General features: G+C 50.2%; 23 protein-coding genes and 1 riboswitch. Of the genes, 15 read left to right on the top strand and 8 right to left on the bottom strand.

Annotated elements, in window-relative coordinates; all coding sequences use genetic code 11:
• Nucleotides 1–12: 12 nt before the first annotated feature.
• The 8 genes from QEZ41_RS11460 to QEZ41_RS11425 all read right to left on the bottom strand — a co-directional run bounded on the left by QEZ41_RS11460 (nt 13) and on the right by QEZ41_RS11425 (nt 7,755).
• The gene (locus QEZ41_RS11460) at nt 13–684 is read right to left on the bottom strand and encodes a hypothetical protein (RefSeq protein WP_289411729.1); all 672 of its coding nucleotides are present in this window, start codon (nt 682–684) and stop codon (nt 13–15) included.
• 199 nt (nt 685–883) lie between these two features.
• Complete coding sequence (locus tag QEZ41_RS11455) at nt 884–2,218, bottom strand: ferredoxin reductase family protein (protein ID WP_289411728.1); 1,335 nt, start codon at nt 2,216–2,218, stop codon at nt 884–886.
• A gap of 98 nt (nt 2,219–2,316) precedes the next feature.
• Nucleotides 2,317–2,604 carry a hypothetical protein gene (locus QEZ41_RS11450; protein ID WP_289411727.1) on the bottom strand — a complete coding sequence of 96 codons (288 nt, stop codon included), beginning with the start codon at nt 2,602–2,604 and terminating at the stop codon, nt 2,317–2,319.
• A 531-nt stretch (nt 2,605–3,135) separates the two neighbouring features.
• Nucleotides 3,136–3,459, bottom strand: a complete 324-nt coding sequence (locus QEZ41_RS11445; protein ID WP_289411726.1) for a hypothetical protein — start codon at nt 3,457–3,459, stop codon at nt 3,136–3,138.
• Nucleotides 3,460–3,631: 172 nt separating this feature from the next.
• Nucleotides 3,632–3,964: a hypothetical protein gene (locus QEZ41_RS11440; RefSeq protein ID WP_289411725.1), complete on the bottom strand. Its 333-nt coding sequence runs from the start codon at nt 3,962–3,964 to the stop codon at nt 3,632–3,634.
• Between the two features lie 93 nt (nt 3,965–4,057).
• On the bottom strand, nt 4,058–5,338 hold the full coding sequence (locus QEZ41_RS11435) for an AAA family ATPase (RefSeq protein ID WP_289411724.1): 1,281 nt from the start codon (nt 5,336–5,338) through the stop codon (nt 4,058–4,060).
• A gap of 99 nt (nt 5,339–5,437) precedes the next feature.
• Nucleotides 5,438–6,499, bottom strand: coding sequence for a tetratricopeptide repeat protein (locus QEZ41_RS11430; protein ID WP_289411723.1), 1,062 nt, complete (start codon nt 6,497–6,499; stop codon nt 5,438–5,440).
• A 293-nt stretch (nt 6,500–6,792) separates the two neighbouring features.
• Nucleotides 6,793–7,755: a hypothetical protein gene (locus QEZ41_RS11425; RefSeq protein ID WP_289411722.1), complete on the bottom strand. Its 963-nt coding sequence runs from the start codon at nt 7,753–7,755 to the stop codon at nt 6,793–6,795.
• A 327-nt stretch (nt 7,756–8,082) separates the two neighbouring features.
• Between QEZ41_RS11425 and QEZ41_RS11420 the strand changes: the two genes are divergently transcribed.
• The 15 genes from QEZ41_RS11420 to QEZ41_RS11350 all read left to right on the top strand — a co-directional run bounded on the left by QEZ41_RS11420 (nt 8,083) and on the right by QEZ41_RS11350 (nt 21,655).
• Nucleotides 8,083–8,652 (top strand): phage integrase N-terminal SAM-like domain-containing protein, encoded by a 570-nt coding sequence (locus QEZ41_RS11420; protein ID WP_289411721.1) that lies wholly within the window; start codon nt 8,083–8,085, stop codon nt 8,650–8,652.
• Nucleotides 8,653–8,745: 93 nt separating this feature from the next.
• Nucleotides 8,746–9,822 carry an RNA-guided endonuclease InsQ/TnpB family protein gene (locus QEZ41_RS11415; RefSeq protein WP_289411720.1) on the top strand — a complete coding sequence of 359 codons (1,077 nt, stop codon included), beginning with the start codon at nt 8,746–8,748 and terminating at the stop codon, nt 9,820–9,822.
• Nucleotides 9,823–10,016: 194 nt separating this feature from the next.
• Nucleotides 10,017–11,108 (top strand): cell division protein ZapE, encoded by a 1,092-nt coding sequence (gene zapE, locus QEZ41_RS11410; RefSeq protein WP_289411719.1) that lies wholly within the window; start codon nt 10,017–10,019, stop codon nt 11,106–11,108.
• A gap of 143 nt (nt 11,109–11,251) precedes the next feature.
• The gene (locus QEZ41_RS11405; protein WP_289411718.1) at nt 11,252–12,094 is read left to right on the top strand and encodes a CvfB family protein; all 843 of its coding nucleotides are present in this window, start codon (nt 11,252–11,254) and stop codon (nt 12,092–12,094) included.
• A 132-nt stretch (nt 12,095–12,226) separates the two neighbouring features.
• Entirely contained in the window at nt 12,227–13,381 is a 1,155-nt protein-coding gene (locus tag QEZ41_RS11400; RefSeq protein ID WP_289411717.1) for an efflux RND transporter periplasmic adaptor subunit, read from the top strand.
• Nucleotides 13,382–13,384: 3 nt separating this feature from the next.
• Nucleotides 13,385–14,608 (top strand): ABC transporter permease, encoded by a 1,224-nt coding sequence (locus QEZ41_RS11395; protein ID WP_289411716.1) that lies wholly within the window; start codon nt 13,385–13,387, stop codon nt 14,606–14,608.
• Nucleotides 14,601–15,287 carry an ABC transporter ATP-binding protein gene (locus tag QEZ41_RS11390; RefSeq protein WP_289411715.1) on the top strand — a complete coding sequence of 229 codons (687 nt, stop codon included), beginning with the start codon at nt 14,601–14,603 and terminating at the stop codon, nt 15,285–15,287. The genes QEZ41_RS11395 and QEZ41_RS11390 overlap by 8 nt, the downstream gene beginning before the upstream one ends.
• 121 nt (nt 15,288–15,408) lie before the next feature.
• Nucleotides 15,409–15,568: riboswitch (FMN riboswitch) on the top strand.
• Between the two features lie 135 nt (nt 15,569–15,703).
• Nucleotides 15,704–16,363 carry a riboflavin synthase gene (locus QEZ41_RS11385; protein ID WP_289411714.1) on the top strand — a complete coding sequence of 220 codons (660 nt, stop codon included), beginning with the start codon at nt 15,704–15,706 and terminating at the stop codon, nt 16,361–16,363.
• Between the two features lie 17 nt (nt 16,364–16,380).
• Nucleotides 16,381–17,481, top strand: a complete 1,101-nt coding sequence (gene ribBA, locus QEZ41_RS11380; RefSeq protein WP_289411713.1) for a bifunctional 3,4-dihydroxy-2-butanone-4-phosphate synthase/GTP cyclohydrolase II — start codon at nt 16,381–16,383, stop codon at nt 17,479–17,481.
• Nucleotides 17,482–17,606: 125 nt separating this feature from the next.
• Complete coding sequence (gene ribH, locus QEZ41_RS11375; RefSeq protein WP_289411712.1) at nt 17,607–18,083, top strand: 6,7-dimethyl-8-ribityllumazine synthase; 477 nt, start codon at nt 17,607–17,609, stop codon at nt 18,081–18,083.
• Nucleotides 18,080–18,571, top strand: a complete 492-nt coding sequence (gene nusB / locus QEZ41_RS11370; protein ID WP_289411711.1) for a transcription antitermination factor NusB — start codon at nt 18,080–18,082, stop codon at nt 18,569–18,571. The genes ribH and nusB overlap by 4 nt, the downstream gene beginning before the upstream one ends.
• Nucleotides 18,572–18,718: 147 nt before the next feature.
• Nucleotides 18,719–19,672, top strand: a complete 954-nt coding sequence (gene thiL / locus QEZ41_RS11365; protein WP_289411745.1) for a thiamine-phosphate kinase — start codon at nt 18,719–18,721, stop codon at nt 19,670–19,672.
• A gap of 3 nt (nt 19,673–19,675) precedes the next feature.
• A complete protein-coding gene (locus QEZ41_RS11360; protein WP_289411710.1) occupies nt 19,676–20,158 on the top strand; it encodes a phosphatidylglycerophosphatase A family protein in 483 nt (160 codons plus the stop codon).
• Between the two features lie 12 nt (nt 20,159–20,170).
• Entirely contained in the window at nt 20,171–20,812 is a 642-nt protein-coding gene (locus QEZ41_RS11355; RefSeq protein WP_289411709.1) for a retropepsin-like aspartic protease family protein, read from the top strand.
• 30 nt (nt 20,813–20,842) lie between these two features.
• Nucleotides 20,843–21,655 (top strand): M48 family metallopeptidase, encoded by an 813-nt coding sequence (locus tag QEZ41_RS11350; RefSeq protein WP_289411708.1) that lies wholly within the window; start codon nt 20,843–20,845, stop codon nt 21,653–21,655.
• Nucleotides 21,656–21,924: the final 269 nt, after the last annotated feature.

Below are 21,924 nucleotides of genomic sequence, written 5' to 3'. Positions count from 1 at the left end.
AGCACTACAATTTTATAGCGATTTTAAAATCTCTTGCCTTTTCTTTTCATATTCATCTTTGGTGAGTAGACCCTTGTCTTTTAGGTCCAGTAGGGTGCTCAAGCGTTTTTCTGTGGATGTTTCCGCTTGATTAATTGGTGTGGGGATTTCGTGCGGGACAAAATTAAGTTCGCTCAAAGCAGTCTGTGTTTTTAAAAGCGCATCTTCCATAGCTCTGCGACCGGCAAAGCCGTGATCAAACAGGCGCTCGCTATTAGCAGTACCAACTCCTACAACCCTAGGATTCGCTACTATTTTTCCGCTTGAATCTCGGACGTTACTAGTGAGATCCACTGTAAAATTTGTTGGTGGCCATGTGAAAAAACCAGTACTCCCAGAGCTGGTCACTATCTGAGGTTGGATAATGTAGTCAAGCCCCTGCTGTTTTGCTCGGGAAAGGTCCGGCGGTGAAGGTAGTTTTACAACTCCAGTGAATACATTATCTAATGCCTGTTTGTAACCTGACTCAATGTCGCGATATGGGTAATATCGGACGTTGTCACCGCCGCCGCCTGGGGTTGTAACTTCAAGTGCTAGAAGTTCAGCGGGGATGTAATAGCCGACATTGGCTGAGGATTTAGAAGTCGTGATGGTTGAACTATAAATTTTTGTTGCGTCTGGCTCATCTTGATTGGATGAGCGCATCCGCTAAGGAGAGTTGCAAAAACAAGTGAAGCTGTCGTTATAAGGGACTTCATAGTACTACTCTGGTTTAGGGGTGGAAAAATGCCTAAACGTTTGAATTCACCGGCGCTGCGCGGCTTTATCGCGCAGCGTCCGGTGGAATGATGGGTTGGGCATTCAGTGGATAAACCTCATCGGATAAGCTGCATTAGGGCTGCCATCAACGCATCTGAAACAGTTCTTGATGGAAACGCTCTGGTGGCAGGCCGTGGGCGAGGAAGTCCTCGCGCAGCGCCTGCCCGAACCCCGGCGGGCCGCAGAACCAGATGCTGGCGGACTGCCATTCCGGAATGACGGCACGGATGCGTTCGCCATTCAATCGTCCATCCTTGCTATCGACGAGTAGGTGCAGACGCACGCTTGCAGCTTCGGCATCTGCCGTGAGACGGTCGATGGCGGCCTGATCGAACTCGGCAGTCGGATGAAAGAGATCAATCGTCTTTGCGTCCGGGGTGGCGGCGCGTTGCTTGAGGCGGGCGATAAACGGCGTGATGCCGATGCCCGCACCCACCCAAATCTGACGTGGCTGCGCATCCTCGAAGTTGAAGCAGCCGTAAGGACCTTCCACTGTCACCGGCATGCCGATCTTCAATCTTTCCCGCAAGCGGCTGGTGTGGTCGCCCAGCGCCTTGGTGATGAAGACGAGCCGACGGTCAGCGGGGTTCCAGGCGGAGGCGATGGTGTACGGATGCGCGCCTTCGTTTTTGTCCGAGGTGACGAAGGCGAACTGCCCGGCGGCATGGCCGCGCCAGCCGTCCTCTAGCACGACGGCGGTCTCGAGCACGCGCAGCGCGGGATAATCGATCAGACCCGCGATGGTTCCCGTAACCTTGCGGCCGGTGCCGATCCGCCCCGTCAGGGTCAGCAGCGCGGTCACGGTGCCGCCCAGCAGCAAGGCCGCCATTAGCCAGCCGACCGGCTGCGTCCAATACTCCACCTTGGTGAGCACGGCGGAGTGATAGGCCAGGGCAAGGTAGGCGACTGCGATCCATTTGTGGGTTTTGACGAACCAGTGGTAGGGGAAGCGCTTGACCAAAGCCAGAACGATCAGCACGACGGCGGCGTAGAACGCCCATTCGCCGACGGATTCGGCAAACCCCCGCTGGCTGCGCAGCCAGCCTTCGATGGCGCCGAGGGTTTCTCCGGCCACCGGTTTGCGCGCGGGCTTTTCCAGCCAGCCCCAACCCACCATCCATTTGGTGCCTTTTCCCCACCACCAGTGAACGATGGCGACCACCAGGGCGGCGATGCCCAACCACTTGTGCAGGCGATACATCTTGTCCAGCCCGTCCAGATGCGGCTCCAGCCATTTCGGGCGCAGCGCCAGCAGCATGGCCACGCTCATCAAGCCGATGCCGATCACCCCGCTGTACTGCATGAACACAGTGCGAAACGAGAAGTACGTGAACGGCTCGGGCAACAGCGTATCGGCGGCGAGCCATAGCGCAGTCAGCAGTAGCAGGACAACCAGAAGTGAAACCTTAATGCGTGTCATGGATTACCTTCGATGCAAATTCGTATGTAGTCCAACGCCAAGCGCAACGGCGAGTGAAGCGAAGTCCAGCCAATTTATTGGCGAGTTGCCGCATCTTGTTATGAGTTTTTGATACGTTCATAAACTGCACCTTGAATTAACAGCGCCCCTAGAATAAATAGAAAAAACAGACCGAAATTTGGGGCGACAAACTGAAGATAGGCGAGCACTCCGCTTGAGTCAATTAACTCAACAATTGCATTGAACCCAGATATAGTGCCGGATAAATTACCATCTTGATCGAAAGTTTGCACATGAGTGCTGAACATTGCTGAAATAGAAAATACCATGATGCTATATGGCACCGTAATTGAAAATGCTTTTCTTACTAGAGACTTGATATCCATATTTAAATACTCATAACGTTTGGTTAAGGGGCGGGCTTTAGCCCGTCCCAGAGAGCGAAGCGAGTGATTTGAACCAATTGTTAGATTGCATTTGCACCGTTCCCGAAAAGAAGATAACCGCCAATTGCTATAGACACAATTATAAGAAGTTCGAGCGCTGCCCTAATGCGTGCCCGTGATATTTTTTTCGAATCTGTGGGTATAAGATTTGCGTTGGAGCTATGTGTAAAAAGAGCGATTGTTATACCTAGCGGAGAAAGCAGTAAGGGGTACCAGCTTTTTAAAATAACAGCAAGGATGATACTGCCCCAAAATGCCACCTCGAAAGATATGGCAACTAGCGCATGACTCCAACCCGACACATAGCTTTTTTCCCCACAGTTTGAACATTTAGCAGGGCGGATGCTTGTCGCGTTTATTTTTCTCCAGCCCGAAATAGTAGGCTGATGGCAATGTGGGCAAGGTGTCTTCATGCAAATCTAACGCCGCCAGCAGAGGCGCAGCTTTGCTGCGTCCTGCTGACTGGCCTTGTTAAGCGGCTGCTTCGAGCATAGGAATTTGCATACCAACTTTTGCACTTGCAAAACTCATGTCGCCACTAGCTATAGATTGAGCTTTGTAACCTGATCCAATCAAATCTTTAATGTACAGTTTATTGTAGATAAACATAAAGACAAGATTGGAAAGCCCAAAAGTGATCATTGCAATAATGAACATGATTATGGCCCACTTCCAATCACCTCTAAATAGTGGTGGAAAGAAACCAAAAAAGAATACCGTCCATGAGAAGCCAACAGGTGCTTCTTTCATGGCTCCGGTATTTGGATTTTTGAAGATTATTGATGTAAATGCCATGTTTTCTCCTAATTACCCGATTTAGTGAATTCCGGTAGTTGGGCTTTCTGCCGGAACGCTTAACGTAGAGCTAACCGGCGCTGCGCGGCCTTATCGCGCAGCGTCCAGCAACTGAAGGGAGCGAGGTTGAGCGCCGGGTTAGGCAGAGAGTTCATTATGTGGCCACAGTATTTCAGATGGAAGCCAAAAGCTCAGACAAGCGAAAAAACATCACAATTAATATCAGTGTGGGGATGCCATAATAAACCAGCTTTCCTTGCCACCCTGGGTATTGCTTGCGATAGCTCCTAAGGAGAGTCCATGCGCTATTGCCCTCGCCGGGAGCGAGAGGCGGAGACGGGAAACGCTGAAAAAACAAGCCAATACCACCACACAAAGCGACAAATGCTGAAATAACAAGCAAAGTGATGCTATCCCTTACGTTGCCGGAGATGAGAGCATCAATCGCTAGGACTGCAAAGATTGCAGAAACGACACAAACCAGCGTTTTGGTGAAATTACCCATGTGTTGCCTAACGCCCGCAGCACGCGCGGCTTTGTAGTGTAGGCGCAGCCGTAACGAAAAATCCGTCGCCGTGGCTGCGCTTGTTAGATTGCATCACTTCTTATCTATGACCGACTTTAATAACTCGAAAATCGCTTTATTTGAAACCGGTTCTTCGCCCTTTTCCTGTGGCGTATTTAGGCCAAAAAATTGCTTGGTTAGCTCCTCTTTAACTTTGTGTCTTGTTTCCTCGGGGAGTTTTTCGAGATAAGGATCTAGCGATGCCAATTCAAGCTCTGCTCTTCTGTTATGATTTTCTAAAGCTCTATGCTTAGCGGACTCTTTAGCAGCATATGCAGCCGGTATAGCAAGGACAAAAGCAGCCCCAACCCTAAACAACGCCAATTTCCAGTCAAATCCATTAGCCGCTGAAATGAAGATGGTAATACCAATAATTAGAACCATACCGATCATTAAGCCAAGAGCAATCCTACGCCAGTTATCAGCTGCGCTTTTTTCATTATTTGCAATATTTTGATAGTTACCTGTTATCCCAATATTCCCTATTATTTGAAGCAAATTTGAAGCTTCCGCTCTCTTTTCTTCTAATTCTTCTAATACAGAATTTGCTTCTCCTTTTTGGCTTTTCAGCTGTTGCTCATATTGAGCTTTATGCTCAGAGATAACGCTACTTACATTCTCTTGGTTAGCATCTATGCTTTCTTCAAGTTTAGAATCAAAGGCTTCTGAATAGTTGTCGTACCGCTCATTAAATTCGCTGAGCTTTGAATCTAGCTGGGAAGTATATTTGTTCTCCACCTCTTCAAATCGCTCATTAAAGTTATTAAGCGATTCTGAAATACCTTGGTCAAAACGCTCAATTTCTTTAGATAGAATATCCAGCTTTTCTTGTTGGCTAATAGACTTTTCAGTCATTTTCTTAACTGATTCTACCAGTTCATCTTTTTCCTTCTTCATCTCACTAAACGACTTTTCAGCGAGAGACTTAAACTCTACAAGAGAGCGAGTGAATGACTGCTCTGAAATAGCTGGCTTCACAATAGGCAAGGCATTAATTTGAGTCATCAAATTATCGATGTGTGCAGAGGTATTATTTAAATGGCCTACATTAGAATTTGATATATAAGAATTCAATTCGGAGGTAATACTGGATATGTGACTATTGGCTTTATTAAGATGAGAGTGATTAACTAGAGCTGGAATCACATTATTCAGACAAATCTCCACGTAGGATGCAGCCTGTTTAATTCTGTCGATAATTTCAAGAACGTTGAGATCTTCAGTCACAAGCGAGTCATCAGTTAGCCTATCGGCTAAGCTTTCGATACTTGCATGGATAGCATGATCACTTAATTGGTCATCCCACTGTGACATTTTTTCTCCTATCTATGGTTGCAATCTAACGCTAGAAATCAGCGGCGCGCATAGCGCGTCCGCTGCATTGTCTTGTTAGCAGTTCTATCAGCATTTTTATCAGTGATGGCTCTGCCACCACTCACCAGCCAAAGCCTGCGCCTGTTCGATTTGCTGATGGGACATCATCGATTCGATTTGCCGAATGGCCTTATCTGCTTCCCAGCCATTGGCCTTCCCCAAGTAGAACCATTTCGCAGCTTGAACATAATCCTTGGGAACCCCTTCGCCGTTGGCATACATGACCCCAAGGTTGAACTGCGCACTGGCGTATCCCTGTTCGGCAGCCTTGCGATACCACGTCACCGCCTGCGATGCGCTTCTGGGAACCCCTTCGCCGCTGGCATACATGACCCCAAGGTTGAACTGCGCTCTGGCGTATCCCTGTTCGGCGGCCTTGCGATACCATGTCACCGCCTGCGCCATATCTTTGGAAACCCCTTCGCCGTTGTAATACATGTTCCCAAGGTTGAACTGCGCTTGAGCGACTCCCTGTTCGGCGGCCTTGCGATACCACGTCACCGCCTGCGATGCGCTCCTTAGAACCCCTTCTCCTTTGTAATACATGAGCCCAAGGTTGAACTGCGCTTGAGCGACTCCCTGTTCGGCGGCCTTGCGATACCACGTCACCGCCTGCGCCATATCTTTGGAAACCCCTTCGCCACGCTGATACATGCCCCCAAGGTTGAACTGCGCTTTAGCGTATCCCTGTTCGGTGGCCTTGCGATACCACGTCACCGCCTGCGATGCGCTTCTGGGAACCCCTTCGCCGCTGGCATACATGACCCCAAGGCTGAACTGCGCTTTAGCGTATCCCTGTTCGGCGGCCTTGCGAAACCACGTCACCGCCTGCGATGCGTTCTTAGGAACCCCTTCGCCGTTGGCATACATGACCCCAAGGTTGAGCTGCGCGTTAGCGTCTCCCTGTTCGGCTAATTTCGTAAAAATCTTCAATGCGACCGGATAATTTTTACGCTCGTAAGCTGACGCAGCCGACTGGAACAAACTTGCTGAGCTGTTGGCCGTTTTCGCCTGTGGCGTAGGCGATGGGCTGCCAGCTGAGGCACAGCCAGAACCAGCCAAACAACCTATAAAGATCATCAGTATTGTTATCGGTTTCATTTCTTGCTATCCAATTTGTCTTTGTAGTTAGTATTTCATGGCGCGCACTCGTGCTGCCACACCGTGCAGATCAGGGTTTTGACCGCTTTGCCATCAATCACGCAATCTTCTTGACTGCTAACGCCAAGCGTGAGCCGCGGCTGCGTAGCAGCCGTCGCGCTCCACGCTTTTGTTAGGCATCTTCTCTTTGTTTTTCGTGGCTTATGATTTTTTCGCTTGAAAGTTGAACCCAAGCGTCTTCGTTCTCATAGATCGACAGATTGAAGCTGGACCTGTTGTTTCCCCTGGACTTTTTAAAGACCGAGAAGCTTCTCTATCCGTGCCTTGTCCTGAGTGCAGGGCGCATAATGCGGGCTGTCGTCCGGGGCGGAGATATATCCGTTCCACGCCGATTTCAGTTCACTGCGAACATCGCTGGCGCGTGCACCTTTTTCTAAGAGGACCTCCAAGAGAACCCGGTTGCACCCACTTGCCGCTGCAGCAGGAAGGCTGAGCGCTGTGACGCCGCGAAACCTGGCAACCGGCTCCCGCATAGACAAGCCTCTAGAAGTCAGGAGGTCCACTATTTTCCCAACAGCGACTTTATCCGACGTGTCTCCCAAGAAAGCGTAATATCCAATAGCACTGCCACCGTCCTCTGGATTAAATGCGCTGCGAATGTTCCAGCCAGCGCGCACAAACAGCTCGACGACCTTTACGTCTGACCGCATTAGTGCCTGACCAAATGACTGATCCGTCCAGGCCACCCCTCGATTCATAAGCTCTTTTTGAGGATCCTCACTCACCTCGCGCTTGAAATTGTCTGCCTTTTTGTCAAGGCTCTCAGCCGCGACTGCAGATCGACCAGTATTTTCTTCTATCTTGGCAGCTGAAACTTCGATTGCGCCGAGCTTTTCTTGCCAATCCTTCACGACTGGAAAGACCGTGGCAACGACGCCACCGGAATCAGCCGATTGCAGGGTTGCATAATGGCTCCCGAGCAAAACAGCACCAAAGAGAAGCTGGCCAATAATAAAAGGCGCGGCCCAGTAATCGCTAAAGAATTGCCTCACCACACCTGGGGCAGGAATGTTGCGAAGCGCCCGACCAAGCGGGGGCACACACGCAACAATAACTGAAGCGCTCAAGATAACCCCGACGGCAGCAAGCGCGTAGCCGGCAAGCGCGAGGATTGGACTAATCAAGTCGTTGACAACCCCCACAACGCCAGCCAAGGCAGTCATCATCGCGCAGACTCTGCCAACTACACCTTTCATAACCCCCCCATTCTTAGTACTAGTTATAGGCTTCGCTTGACACCGATATGCTCGTCAGGTGATCGAGCTCAACCATAATCCCACATTGCCACCCGTCGCGGCTCTGGCAAGCCGCTCCCCAAAGCCTAACATGTATTAAACCGCCTTCCACATAAGCCAATCATCGTGAAGTCGGTATAACCCGATGCGAATAAATTTTGATTGCCCGATTAGACCATAGGGATCAACCCGTTACAAGACCATACTTTTTGATAGATTATTTTCGCTTGACCCGCCTTGCCTTCACCAGCAAAATACTGTTTATCCATACAGCAAAAGGAAATTGCTATGCCCCAGACACCCAAGCCTGCACTCAAGCTACGCGAACAGCTGCATGCAATTATCCGCACCAAGCACTACAGTCTGCGTACCGAAAAGACCTACTGGTACTGGATACGCTATTTCATACGCTTTCATCGACTCCGCCACCCCCGCGACATGGCCGAAGCTGAAGTCGCTCAGTTTCTGACCTGGCTGGCGACACACCAGAATGTAGCGGCGGCCACCCAAAACCAGGCGCTCAATGCGCTGGTATTTCTTTACAAGCACGTTCTGCAACAGCCTTTGCAACATATCGACGGCATCGCTCGTGCTAAAAAACCACGCAAGCTGCCGGTGGTGCTGTCCCATGAGGAAGCCATGTCCGTCATTGCCCAGCTGCCTCCCCCGCATCGGCTGATTGCTTCGCTCATGTATGGGGCCGGTCTGCGGGTCAGCGAAGCCTGTCGTTTACGCATCAAGGATGTGGATTTTACTCTGCACCGCCTGATGATACGCAGCAGCAAGGGCGGTAAAGATCGCACGACCTTGCTGCCACAGACGCTGTTTACCAAAATCGCGGAAAGCCTCGTACTTTGAGTGCGAGGATGGATAGCGAGGGCGACGTAAGCAGCCCCCTAATAGGTTGTTCATGTTTTTGCAGTATAGGTTGGTACTGGTATTATATACAGCATGATAAAGCACACCAAAACATTAAAAGTCCGAGTACGAGACAGGCATTTGCCCTTGCTTAATAGCATGGCTCGAAGCGTCAATTTCGTCTGGAACTTTGTCAATGAGTTGAGCCAGCGCTCGATTAAAGAGCGTGGTGTGTTTTTGTCAGCCTATGATGTTCAGAAATATACCAATGGCGCAGGTAAGGACTTAGGGCTACACAGCCAAACAGTGCAACGTATTGCAGTTGAGTACACGACGCGCCGCAAGCAGTTTAAGAAGGCGCGGCTGAACTGGCGCAAGTCAGGCGGTGTACGCCGCTCGCTGGGCTGGATTCCCGTCAACACAGGCGCGGCCCAATGGAAAAATGGGCAGGTCTACCACAATGGCCACTACTTTAAAGTGTGGGACAGCTACGGCTTGAGCCAATATACGTTTCGCTCTGCTAGCTTCAATGAAGATGCCCGTGGCCGCTGGTACTTCAATGTAGTGGTTGATGTGGAGGTTGAGCCACCCAAAGGCCAAGACCGTATCGGTATTGATCTAGGCTTAACGGATACCGCCACCTGTTCCGACGGTACAAAGCTGGAAGCGGGACGCTTCTATCGTGGGCTTGAGGAAAAGTTAGCCATAGCGCAACGGGCTAGGAATAAAACCCAAGTTAAAACTATTCATGCGAAAATCGCTAACCGTAGAAAAGATACGCTGCACAAGTTCAGCCGCGAGCTGGTCAACCGCTGCGGTGAGATCTATGTGGGCAATGTCAGTAGTTTAAAACTCGCTAAAACCAAGATGGCTAAGTCAGTATTGGATGCTGGCTGGGGTCAATTAAAAACAATGTTGGACTATAAATGCGCTCACGCAGGCATTGTTTTTAAGGAAGTGAACGAGGCATACACCACCCAAACCTGTAGCTGTTGTGGCGCACTGCCCGATAGCAGGCCGAGAGGTATCGCAGGGCTTGGAATCAGAGAATGGACGTGCAGTGCGTGTGGTGTCACGCACAGCGACCGTGATATAAACGCGGCCAAGAACATTCTCGCGGTCGGGCATGGCCGTCTAGCAGTAGGAATCACCGCCTCTTTAGGGCGGTGAGGATGTCAAAACTTGGACAGGCATCTTGCTATCAGTGGCAACATGAGCTCTGCTGCATGGAAGATGCTTTTGTCCTGATAAAGAAGGGTTAAAAAAGCACCGCTCTTAAGCGCTTCTATTGGCGCAAAGATTGCCAATTGATTGTTGCATGGTTAAAGTTACGCCCCTGTTTTTGTTAATACATCGACACCATTATGACTCCATTAGAACGCTACCAAGAAGATTTAAAGCGTCCGGATTTTTTCCGCGATGCAGCCCAAGAGAACGCAGTAAGGCACTTACAGCGGTTGTACGATGATCTTCTAACTGAAGCACCAAAGCAAAGTCGGCTCAGCATTATGCTGGGTCGTAAAAATCTGCAGCCCATTAAAGGTTTGTATTTTTGGGGTGGTGTGGGGCGTGGCAAAACCTATTTGGTCGATACTTTTTTTGAAGCGCTGCCGTTTGAACAGAAAATGCGCACTCATTTTCATCGCTTTATGAAGCGTGTACACGAGGAGTTACGTAGTCTAGCAGGCGAAAAAAACCCATTGGTTATCGTGGCTAAGCGTTTTGCTAGTGAGGCGCGGGTGATTTGTTTTGATGAGTTTTTTGTCTCAGATATTACCGACGCCATGATTTTGGGCGGCCTCATGGAAGAGTTGTTTAGAAACGGCGTGACTCTAGTCGCTACCTCCAACATTGTGCCCGATGGCCTATATAAAGACGGCTTGCAGCGCGCGCGTTTTTTACCGGCAATTGCATTGCTTAAAGAGCATACCGAAGTGGTTAACGTGGACAGCGGCATTGACTACCGTTTACGCGCTTTGGAGCAAGCAGAGCTGTACCACTGGCCGTTATCAGCAGAGGTGGATGCCAAGCTGGAGCAAAGCTTTCGCAGTTTACTGCTAGAGAATTGCAAAATTCTTGAAAACGAAGTGTTAACCGTCGAAAATCGAGAAATTATTGCCCGTAAGGTCGGTAACGATGTGGCATGGTTTGATTTTCGCGCCATCTGTGACGGGCCACGCAGCCAAAATGACTATATCGAACTGGGTAAAATCTATAGCGCCGTGATTCTGTCTGGCGTGGAACAAATGAGCAGTAAAAACGAAGACATTGCGCGCCGCTTTATTAACTTAGTAGATGAGTTCTACGATCGTAACGTTAAGCTGATTATCTCGGCTGAAGTGGAGCTCAAAGACCTTTACACCGGTAATCGTCTGCAATTTGAGTTCCAGCGCACTCTAAGTCGCTTACTGGAAATGCAGTCCCATGAGTTTTTGGCGCGACCACATAAGCCATAAGCACTGTTGGATGATAGGCTAGGCACATTCTTGAGCCGCAGCGTGACTAAAAACAGGCAAGAAATATCAGCAGTACTGCCCGTACAGCCGTCCGCTAAGGCTGTATGATAGGTTTATTTAGCGATCAGAAAAGGTATCAAACAATGGTTAGTGTTGGGCAAATAAACCGACTGCAAGTCAGTCATCACGTTGATTTTGGCCTGTATCTTGATGATGGCGACTCCGGCGAGATCCTGTTGCCACGGCGCGAGATCCCCAAAAACGCTGATACCGAACCCGGCGAGTGGCTGGACGTGTTCATTTATTATGATAGTGAAGATCGTATTGTTGCCACAGGTCGCACGCCTAAGGTCATGCTAGGTCAATTTGCTAGTTTGCAGGTGGTGGATATTAACCGTACGGGTATTTTTTTGGATTGGGGGTTAAGCAAAGACTTGCTGATGCCGCACTCTGAAGAAAAACGCCCCGTACAGGTGGGTGACTCGGTTGTGGTATTTGTTTACCAAGATGTGCATACCGGACGCTTGGTGGCTTCAGCTCAGTTGGATCGCTTTGCCAAAAGCACAGTTGAGGACGCGGGCTATGCGGTGAATGATCCGGTAAAACTGTTGGTAGCTGAGCGTACCGATCTGGGTTTTACCTGTTTGGTGGATAAGCAGTATCTGGGTCTTTTGCATCATTACGAAGTGTTTCAGCCGGTGCGTATAGGTCAGCGCCTGCCGGGTTATATCAGGGAAGTACGTGAAGATGGCCGTCTAAGTCTGAGTCTACAGTTGCAGGGGCAAGAAGTACGTGATCATCTAAGCGAGCAGATTTTAGCCGCGCTGGCTGACAATGATGGGCGTTTAGAGCTAAGCGATAAAAGCTCGGCGCAGGCTATTGCTGAGCGCTTTGGCGTGAGCAAGGGCAATTACAAAAAAGCCATCGGCCAACTCTACAAGCAAGGTTTGATTGAGATTTTTCCTACCCATATTGAACTCAAATAAACAGCCAAACCGTTTGGCTGCGGCAAATGCGCTGGTACAAACCTGTTTGCTATATATTTTGATAAAGTAAGGCGGTGAATGAATTCTTGCTTTATTCCTCTCATCGGGAATCCAAAAGAGCGTTACTGATCTATGCGTCGAATAATAGTTTTAGTGGTACTTGCGCTGGCTTTAGGTGTTGGTTTTAGTGCGTTTAAAACTTGGCGCGGAACACCGGTGCGTGTTATCACGGCGCAAATGTTGCCGCTTGAGCAGTGGGTGGTAGCCAGTGGGCAGGTGCGCTATCAATCGCTGGCGCGCATCGGCGCAGAGATTACAGGCACAGTGGCAGAGCGTTTTGTTCGCGAAGGCGATCAGGTGCAAGCAGGTGATCCGTTAATTAGTCTGCATCGAGAAGAATGGCTTGCCCAGTACCAACAAGCGCAAACAGCCTTAGCGCAGCTCACCAACCAGCTCTATCCGCAAGCGTTAGAGTCCTTGGCTGAGGCGCGTTTAGCCTATCAACAAGCGCAGCGAGAGGCGCAACGGCGAGCGCAATTAGCTGAGCAGGGCATGCTATCTACCGAGCAAAGTGAGCAAGCGCAGAGCTTAGCCAAAACCCGGAAAACCAGCTTAACGCGCGCAGAGTTATTAGTGCGCTCGTTACAGCCCGGTGGTGACGAAGAGCGTCTCTTACAGCAACGTTTGCAATCGGCTAAGGCTAATTTAGATAAAACCCAGATTAGCGCTCCTTTTGCAGGACGGGTACAAACGCGTAATGTTGAGCCGGGTGATCAGGTGCAGCCGGGTAAAGTGCTGTTGGAGATCGCTCGCTTGGATGGCTTGGAAATTGTTGCTGCGGTAGATGAAAAGTATATGGCACCTTTACAGCTTGGCCAGTCCGCAGTAGTAATTGCTGATGCATGGCCAGAGCATGAGTTGCCTGCCACAGTCAGCTTTATTGCACCCGCTGTGGATGAGAGTAGCGGGACCTTGGATGTGCATTTGCAGGTGCAGGATAGCGAGGCGCGCTTGCGTCAGGGCATGACCGTATCGGTGAGTATATTGACCGCGCAAAAACAGCAAGCGCTGTTGGTCCCTAAGGACTATATCTGGCACACCGAACAAGGCTGGCAGGTGTATACCTTGATTGATGGCAAAACGGCGTTAACGTCGATTGAACTGGGACTGCAAAGCACCACTGCCGTTGAGGTGATAAAGGGAATTACTGCCGGCACGCAGCTGGTGTTGCCTGATGATGTCAAACAGCTTGGTCAAAGTGTACGCCCAGTGCTGGAGGCGCATTAATCCATGTCTTTGCTCAGCGCGCGGCTGTGGATTGAACAGCGCATAGCTTGGCGTTTCATGGCTGAAAACCCTTTGCAAACCCTGCTGATTAGCATTGCTATTGCCGTGGGTACGGCGGTGATTATCTTTATCACAGCGCTAATGAATGGGCTGCAGCAAAATACCGTTAATAAAACACTTGGCAGCCAAGCGCATATCAAGCTGGAGTCCACGCGCCTGTATAACCGTATGCCAGCGGTGAGTCTAGACCAGCACCGAATCCTCCTGGAAACCCAGCGCGCGCAACCCTTGCAACGCATTGATAGCTGGCAAGCCGTCATGCAGGCATTGGATGCGATTCCCAGTTTAACGGCTGTCTCACCTATAGTTTCTGGCCCTGCCTTGGTGCAACGTGGACGGGCAAGCGCCTCGGTTATTATCAATGGCATTGATGCCCAGCGTTATCAGAAAATTGTTGATTTACCCAGCAACATACAGCTGGGTAGCTATCGCATTAGTAGTCAAGACGTTTTGATTGGCAGTGAGTTGGCCAAAGATTTGGGTTTGCAAGCCGGTGATAAATTGCGCATTCAAGCAGCTGACGGTCGCACAGCCTTGGTGCGTGTGTCGGGCGTGTTTAGCATGGGTGTGCAAGAGCTAGACAGCCGACAAATTTATATTGATTTAAAACAGGCGCAAACGCTGTTGAATCTGGTCGGTGGTATTACTGGTCTGGAAGTAAAAATTGACGATATTTTTACTGCGCGTGAGTGGGGTGCGCGCTTGGAGCGCTTAACTGGTCTGCATGTAAAAAATTGGATGGATAACAACAGTCAGCTTCTTAATGCGTTGCGCTCGCAGAAAATGACTACGCAGATGATCCGTCTGTTTGTGGGCTTAGCCGTGGCTTTGGGCATTGCCAGCGTGATGGCCGTGAGTGTGGTGCAACGTACTCGCGAGGTAGGTATTTTGCGCGCCATGGGTAGCACTAGAGATCAAATTCTACGTGTGTTCCTGATTCAGGGTGCCATGCTGGGCGCCATAGGTGCAGTGTTTGGTATGGCAGGTGGTTATGTGCTGGTGCATCTATTTAATGGCTTTGGTGCGCGCTTATTTTTTGTTTCCGTGCATCCGGAAGTAACCATCACGGCACTGTTTATTGCGATTTGTACAGGTATTTTGGCTGCAGCTCTGCCGGCTCGCCGCGCTTCTAGATACGATCCGGCGGAGGCGATTCGTTATGTCTAATGAAGTAGTGCTGGAGCTGCGTCAGCTGTGCAAGGTGTTTGAACCCGACACACCCCGCGCGCTGCAGGTATTGTTTGATATTGATTTACAGTTGCGCGCCGGAGAGTTGACCGCTTTGGTTGGCCCCTCCGGCTCGGGGAAAAGTACTTTGCTTAACTTGATGGGATTGCTGGATACGCCCAGTAAAGGTGAGTTGTTGATTCAAGGACAGGCTACTGCAGCGTTAGACGATACTCGGCGTACGGCTTTGCGCGCGCATCATATTGGTTTTGTTTTTCAGTTTCATCATCTAATCGGTGCTTTTAATGTGCTGGATAATGTGTTAATGCCGCTGATGTTGCAGCAGGGTAAACCTAATCAAGAGCAGCTCGAATATGCGCACTACTTGCTTGAAGCCGTGGGGTTAGCTGATTTGGCGCAGCGCTCAGCCAAGGCATTATCGGGTGGTCAGCAACAGCGGGTGGCCATTGCGCGTGCTTTAGTCAACAGGCCTGCGTTGTTATTGGCCGATGAGCCGACCGGTAACCTGGACACACAAACCGCCGATGAAGTGTTTACCCTGTTCGAGCAGTTTAATCGTGAAACGGGCTGTGCCACCTTAATCGTGACGCACGATCCGCTGCTTAGCGCACGTTGCCCGCGCACTATTAGTATGTTGGACGGGCGGATTGTTTCTTAAGAAGCCTGCGCATCTATAGCTCGTACAGGCGTGACTTTCAGTATTGTGTTTTGTGTAGAAAATTTGGAAACCTGCGTTTGTTGATGCGATAAAGCTTAGTTTGTGTTACAAATAGCGCGTTTTACGTTCTCAGGGCGGGGTGTGAGTCCCCACCGGCGGTAAAGGCCAGCTAATGTGGTCGAGCCCGCGAGCGCCTGCTAGAGGTTTTCCGCTAACAGGGTCAGCAGACTTTGGTGCAATCCCAAGGCCGACGGTTATAGTCCGGATGAGAGAGGGCGAGTTCCCACGACAACTGTGCACCCCATGTGCCGTTGTCGTCCTGTGCGTTATAGATGCGTACAAAACTCCCTCCAGTGTCGCCCTGTTATTGCAGCTATTCTTTATAGCTAGAGGCTACTTAACAGGAATCAATACCAATGTTTACTGGAATTATCGAAGCCGTTGGCAGTATTCGCAGTTTGACGCCCAAAGGCGGCGATGTGCGTGTACAGGTCGCCACCGGCAAACTGGATCTATCTGACGTTAAGCTGGGTGACAGCATAGCCGTCAATGGCATTTGCCTGACCGTAGTGGAATTACCCGGTGATGGTTTTTGCGCGGATGTAAGTCGCGAAACCCTTGCGCGTACTGCGCTGGTTAATTTACGCCAAGGCAGCAAAGTAAATCTAGAAAAAGCCCTATTACCCACCACACGTTTAGGCGGACACTTGGTCAGCGGTCATGTTGACGGCGTCGGTGAAGTCATTAAGCGTGAAGACAATGCGCGTGCCATTCAGTTCGCTATTCGTGCGCCGAAAGAATTGGCGCGGTATATCGCTATGAAAGGCTCGATCACGGTAGATGGCACCAGTTTGACGGTCAATAGCGTCAATGGCAGCGAATTTGAGCTCACCATTGTGCCGCACACTTTGCAAGAAACTATTATGGCGGACTATCAATCTGGTCATTTAGTGAACCTGGAAATTGACCTAATTGCGCGTTATTTAGAACGTTTATTGCTTGGCGACAAGGCCGCAGAGCCCGATTCGGCTGGTATTACTGAAACATTTTTGGCAGAGCACGGTTTTCTGCGCTAACAGATGGAGAGGTTGTTGTGGCTTTAAATACGATTGATGAAATTATTGAAGATATGCGTCAAGGCAAGATGGTTATTCTCATGGATGACGAAGATCGCGAAAATGAAGGCGATATCATTATTGCAGCTGAGTCGGTGACCGCTGAGCACATTAACTTTATGGCCAAATACGCGCGCGGCTTGATCTGTATGCCCATGAGTGCTGAACGCTGTGAGCGTTTAGGCTTACCGCTGATGGCGCACCGTAACGCATCTGGCTTTGGCACCAAGTTTACGGTGTCGATAGAAGCCGCTGAGGGTGTCACCACGGGTATTTCAGCGGCGGATCGTGCGCGCACGGTTCAGGCAGCGGCAGCCAAAGATGCTACGGCGGATGATATTGTAAGCCCTGGGCATATTTTCCCGTTAATGGCGCAAGCCGGTGGTGTACTGGCGCGTGCAGGGCACACCGAGGCGGCCTGTGATTTGGCACGTTTGGCGGGTTTTGAACCCGCTGGTGTTATTTGCGAAATCATGAATGATGACGGCACTATGGCGCGTCGCCCGGACTTGGAAGTCTTTGCGCAAGAGCATGATTTAAAGATCGGTACTATTGCTGATTTGATTCACTACCGCCTGATTCATGAGCGCACTATTGAGCGCGTTTCCGAGCAACCGCTGGACTCAGAGCTAGGTTTGTTTAATCTGGTGACCTACCGTGAAAGTACCGGTGGTGATGTGCATATGGCGCTGACCTTAGGTGAGCTTTCGCCTGAAGAACCTACTCTGGTGCGGGTACACAACATGGATCCGCTACGTGATTTGTTTATGGTCAAGCGCCCTGGTCTGTGGAGCTTGCAAGGTGCTATGGCTGAAGTGGCAAAAGCAGGCAGTGGTGTAGTGCTCTTGTTAGCCAACCAAATGACAGGCTCCACTTTGCTGGAGCACTTGGACCGCCAGCTCGGTAGTCATAAAGCGACCAATCAGCAGGGTACTTACAGCACAGTAGGTGCAGGTTCACAGATTTTGCGCGACTTGGGCGTGCGTAAAATGCGCTTGCTCAGCTCGCCGATGCGTTTTAATGCTATATCAGGTTTTGATTTAGAGGTGGTAGAATATCTACAGCCGCAAGACGCATAAGCCGCGCAATAAATATATCGCCGATAATAGATGAATATAGCAATGCAACGCCTAATCGTTTGTTTTGCTAGTAATAATGACACGTAGCTACAGAAATAATGCTCTTTAACTAGGAAATTAAGTATATGACCATGCAGACAATTGAAGGTACTTTTGTTGCACCCCAGGGTAAGTTCGCCTTGGTTGTGGGCCGTTTTAACAGCTTTGTTGTGGAAAGCCTCGTCAGTGGCGCAATTGATGCGCTGGTACGCCACGGTGTTCAGCAAAGCGATATCACAGTCATTCGTGCACCAGGTGCTTTTGAATTGCCCTTAGTGGCCCAGCGTGTGGCGCAGCTTGATGAGTTTGATGCCATTGTTGCCTTAGGCGCGGTGATTCGTGGTGGTACACCGCACTTTGACTATGTGGCGGGCGAGTGCACCAAAGGCTTGGCACAAGTGTCCATGCAATATGATATTCCAGTTGCTTTTGGCGTCCTCACCGTGGATAGCATTGAGCAAGCGATTGAGCGTTCGGGCACTAAAGCAGGCAATAAGGGTGCAGAAGCTGCGCTGTCTGCGTTGGAAATGGTTAGTCTGCTGCAGCAGTTGGAGGCCAAGTGAGTCTCAATTATGACGACTGCCGCGATAACCCGCCGCCGCGTGCCAAAGGCACAATCGCTAAACGACGCGTGGCGCGTACCCTGTTAATGCAGGCTGTTTATCAATGGCAGATCGCTGGGCAAAACTTGAATGATATTGAAGCCCAATTTCAGGTCGATAATGATTTCTCCGGTGTGGACGGTGAATACTTCAGCCAAGGTTTGCGTGCTATTGCACACAGCAAAACCGAGCTAGATGCGCTATTTGAGCATTATTTAGACCGTCCAGTGATCGAGTTGGATCCTGTTGAGCTAGCGATTTTGCGCCTTGCTGCCTGGGAGTTTAGTCAGCGAATTGATGTTCCGTATCGCGTGGTGTTGAACGAAGGGATTGAGCTGGCGAAAACCTTTGGTGCAACTGATGGTCATAAGTATGTTAACGGCGTTCTCGACAAGCTAGCAGCAAAATTGCGCGGCGAAGAAATGCGTGAGCACAAAAGCAAGAAATAGCAGCAATGACTGTGAAAATCTCAGGAGTGCGGACTCTGTGTCCGCATTTTTTGTATCGGTTTAGGCTAAATGAACAGCCATATGTATTCTAGCCACTGGCTAAGTCGACCATAGTGCCAATCTTGCCTAGACTTAAGAGAGGCCGTGGTGCAAGAATTTGAACTCATTCGCCAAATATTTCGCAACGCTGATTATGCTCAGCCTAATGCGCAAATCGCGCAATCGATTGGCGATGACTGTGCGTTGTTAAATATTCCAGCCGGCCAGCAATTGGCGGTGACCACCGACTCCCTCCTCGAACATGTCCATTTTCCAGCCGATGCGGACCCTTTTTTGCTTGGGCAAAGAGCTTTAGCTGTAGCGGTGAGCGATCTGGCTGCTGCTGGCGCTGTCCCGTTAGCCTTTACGTTAGCGCTGAGTTTGCCGCACCCTGATGTGGCTTGGCTGCAGAGCTTTTCTCGCGGCTTGGCAGCAATGGCGCAGCAGTGTCACATTCGTTTAGTGGGCGGCGATACGACTGCCGGCCCGTTAAATATTGGCATCACAGCCATGGGCTGTGTGCCGCACGGCTGTGGTTTGTTGCGCAGTGGCGCGGCAGTAGGTGAGTTGTTGTTTGTCAGTGGCCCGCTAGGCGCGGCCGCAGCAGCGTTAAGGTTGTTTAAGCATGACAGCCTGTTATCAGCGGATACGCAACAGCAATTACTGGATGCTTTTTGGACGCCTCAGCCACAATTAGCGTTGGGGCAGTGGTTACGTGGTAAAGCTGGCGCGGTGCAGGATATTTCCGATGGTTTGCTTGCCGATGCAGCACATATTGCCCATGAGTCCGGCGTACAGCTTTGTATTGAGCAGCATAAAGTACCGCTAGCGCAGGCTGCCGTGGCCTGCGATGCTGCTCAAGCGCTGAGCTGGGCGCTCACGGGTGGTGACGATTATCAATTGTTATTTACCCTAACGCCTGCGTACCAAGAGCAGCTGCAGCACGAATTTCCACAGGCGGTTTGTATTGGTTATGTGCAGGTTGGTCAGGGACTGCAATTAGTCGATGACCAAGGCCGCTTGCTATCCTATACTAAAACCGGTTATCAGCATTTTGGATAAGTAATGAGCGCACCTCAGTCGCCGCAAGTTTGGCGTAATTTTTGGCATTTTTTAGCCTTCGGTTTTGGTACTGGTTTGGCACGTAAGGCTCCAGGCACTTGGGGGACTTTGGCCGGATTGGTGTTTGTCCCTTTCTTGCAGTGGTTAGCGCTGCCGGTTGCGCTGGCCATTATTGCAGTGGCAACGCTGTTTGGCGTGTGGCTGTGCGGTAAAGTGGCTGATGATTTGGGCGTGCACGATCATGGTGGTATTGTTTGGGATGAAATTGTTGGTATCTGGTTGACGCTAATTTTATTACCCGCGCATTGGATATGGTGGTTGGCAGGTTTTGTCGTATTTCGTTTGTTCGACATACTGAAACCTTGGCCGATTAGTGTGCTGGATCGCAAAGTGAACGGTGGTTTAGGCATTATGCTAGACGACCTATTGGCTGCAGTGTTTGCGGCGTTTGTTTTGCTCTGTGCACAGTGGTTTTTGCTTGGCTGATAAGGAGAGGCTATGCTGCGTTGGTGTTTTTTATTTTTATTAGGTTTGTCCTGCAGCCTGTCGGCAGCGCCTCAGGTGCGTGTGGTGGGTTTGTTTCCTAACGCGGCAGTGCTTAGCATTGATGGCGAGCGTAAATTGGTAAAGGTTGGGCAAGCAGGACCGCAGGGTGTGCAAGTGGTTCGCGCTGATAGTCAGTCGGCTGTATTACGAATTAATGGCGTAGAAAGTACTCATACATTAGCCAGAGAATATGCAAGCGGTGGTTATACAGCACCGGGTAAACAAAGCCATGTTTTGCCGCGAGGCGAAGGAGGGCATTACCGAACCAGCGGCTTGGTTAATGGTCGTAGTATGACGTTTTTAGTTGATACCGGCGCGACTTCCATTGCCTTTAGCGAGGTGCATGCTCAGCGTTTAGGTATTGCTTATCGGCAGCAGGGTGAGCCGATGACGGCTTCAACGGCTAGCGGCCTAACAAAGGCGTGGCGCGTTAAACTTAATTCAGTAAAAATTGCCGGAATTGAGGTTTTAGGTGTCGAAGCTGCTGTGTTGGAAGGTGAGTTTCCGCGTGAGGCTTTATTAGGGATGAGCTTTTTAAACCGCATTCGCTGGCGTGAAGAGCTCGGCACCCTAGTGTTGGAGTCCAAGCATTAATAGCATTTGCAAACAAATGAGGAATGTTCGATGAGGCGATTTTATAAAGGATTGTGTTTGGCGGCATTGATTGGATTGGCCGGTTGTCAGGCGGTCAATACAACGACGTCTAGCGCTGTGGGGGTTGAGCGCAAGCAGTATATGCTTAGCATGTTGAGCACCGACGAGATTAATCAGTCTTATGCGCAGATGTATCAAGAAACTCTAGGTGAGGCGCAGAAAAAAGGCCAGCTTGATACTACGAGTAAGCAGGCCAAGCGTTTGCAAGTCATTGGCAAGCGTTTAATTGCGCAGGCACCTTATTTCCGTGAGGACGCACGGCAGTGGGATTGGCAGGTCAGTCTCATCAAAAGTCCAGAGATGAATGCGAACTGCGGCCCGGGTGGGAAAATTATCTTTTATTCAGGATTAATTGATAAGTTAAAACTCACCGATGATGAAATTGCTGCGGTAATGGGGCATGAAATCGCACACGCGTTACGTGAACACAGCCGTGAACAAATGTCGAAAGCCTACAGTGTAGAGTTGGCTAAGACCGGAGTAGGAGCGTTGTTAGGTGTTGACCAAAACACCATGAGTATGGTCAACGTGGCGGTGAATTACGGCATGATGCTGCCGAATAGCCGTAGCGCTGAAACTGAAGCCGATCTGATTGGTATCGAGTTAGCCGCTAGAGCTGGATATGATCCAAATGGTGCGGTTAGTTTGTGGAAGAAAATGGAGCAAGCTGGCGGTAAAGGCCCCGCTGAGTTTATGAGCACACACCCTTCGTCCAGTACGCGCATTCAGAACTTGCAGCAAGCTATTCCTAAGGTGATGCCTCTGTACGAGCGGGCTAAATAAAGCTCGAGTTTGCGCCTGCATACGTTTGGCTCAGCCAATAAAGTCTGCTCCTACGGATGAGCGCGTTACAAAGCACAGTTCTTGGTGGAGGCCAGCTTCGGGGCGACCCGAACCATAAAACCAACTCAAGCGTTGCCGGGAAATGCCAATCGCGCAAAAGTTGCGCTCCCACAAGAGCCCGTTGCGCCTGTACGGGGCATGCATTCGACTCTTGCGCGAGGCGTTCTATCAGGCCAACTCAAGCGTTGCCGGGAAATGCCAATCGCGCA

The organism is Thiopseudomonas acetoxidans (genome assembly GCF_030362935.1).
Classification (GTDB): Bacteria; Pseudomonadota; Gammaproteobacteria; order Pseudomonadales; family Pseudomonadaceae; genus Thiopseudomonas; species Thiopseudomonas acetoxidans.
The sequence above is the reverse complement of the archived record's forward strand: the minus strand, read 5'-3'. Positions and strand labels throughout refer to the sequence as shown.

Coding starts and splice junctions, on each gene's coding strand:
- QEZ41_RS11460 (WP_289411729.1), bottom strand. CDS start 684: ATGCGCTCATCCAATCAAGATGAGCCAGACGCAACAAAAATTTATAGT.
- QEZ41_RS11395 (WP_289411716.1), top strand. CDS start 13,385: ATGTCTTTGCTCAGCGCGCGGCTGTGGATTGAACAGCGCATAGCTTGG.
- QEZ41_RS11450 (WP_289411727.1), bottom strand. CDS start 2,604: ATGGATATCAAGTCTCTAGTAAGAAAAGCATTTTCAATTACGGTGCCA.
- QEZ41_RS11415 (WP_289411720.1), top strand. CDS start 8,746: ATGATAAAGCACACCAAAACATTAAAAGTCCGAGTACGAGACAGGCAT.
- QEZ41_RS11385 (WP_289411714.1), top strand. CDS start 15,704: ATGTTTACTGGAATTATCGAAGCCGTTGGCAGTATTCGCAGTTTGACG.
- QEZ41_RS11440 (WP_289411725.1), bottom strand. CDS start 3,964: ATGGGTAATTTCACCAAAACGCTGGTTTGTGTCGTTTCTGCAATCTTT.
- QEZ41_RS11355 (WP_289411709.1), top strand. CDS start 20,171: ATGCTGCGTTGGTGTTTTTTATTTTTATTAGGTTTGTCCTGCAGCCTG.
- QEZ41_RS11455 (WP_289411728.1), bottom strand. CDS start 2,218: ATGACACGCATTAAGGTTTCACTTCTGGTTGTCCTGCTACTGCTGACT.
- QEZ41_RS11405 (WP_289411718.1), top strand. CDS start 11,252: ATGGTTAGTGTTGGGCAAATAAACCGACTGCAAGTCAGTCATCACGTT.
- QEZ41_RS11435 (WP_289411724.1), bottom strand. CDS start 5,338: ATGTCACAGTGGGATGACCAATTAAGTGATCATGCTATCCATGCAAGT.
- QEZ41_RS11425 (WP_289411722.1), bottom strand. CDS start 7,755: ATGAAAGGTGTAGTTGGCAGAGTCTGCGCGATGATGACTGCCTTGGCT.
- QEZ41_RS11420 (WP_289411721.1), top strand. CDS start 8,083: ATGCCCCAGACACCCAAGCCTGCACTCAAGCTACGCGAACAGCTGCAT.
- QEZ41_RS11360 (WP_289411710.1), top strand. CDS start 19,676: ATGAGCGCACCTCAGTCGCCGCAAGTTTGGCGTAATTTTTGGCATTTT.
- zapE (WP_289411719.1), top strand. CDS start 10,017: ATGACTCCATTAGAACGCTACCAAGAAGATTTAAAGCGTCCGGATTTT.
- QEZ41_RS11445 (WP_289411726.1), bottom strand. CDS start 3,459: ATGGCATTTACATCAATAATCTTCAAAAATCCAAATACCGGAGCCATG.
- QEZ41_RS11400 (WP_289411717.1), top strand. CDS start 12,227: ATGCGTCGAATAATAGTTTTAGTGGTACTTGCGCTGGCTTTAGGTGTT.
- QEZ41_RS11390 (WP_289411715.1), top strand. CDS start 14,601: ATGTCTAATGAAGTAGTGCTGGAGCTGCGTCAGCTGTGCAAGGTGTTT.
- ribH (WP_289411712.1), top strand. CDS start 17,607: ATGACCATGCAGACAATTGAAGGTACTTTTGTTGCACCCCAGGGTAAG.
- QEZ41_RS11430 (WP_289411723.1), bottom strand. CDS start 6,499: ATGAAACCGATAACAATACTGATGATCTTTATAGGTTGTTTGGCTGGT.
- QEZ41_RS11350 (WP_289411708.1), top strand. CDS start 20,843: ATGAGGCGATTTTATAAAGGATTGTGTTTGGCGGCATTGATTGGATTG.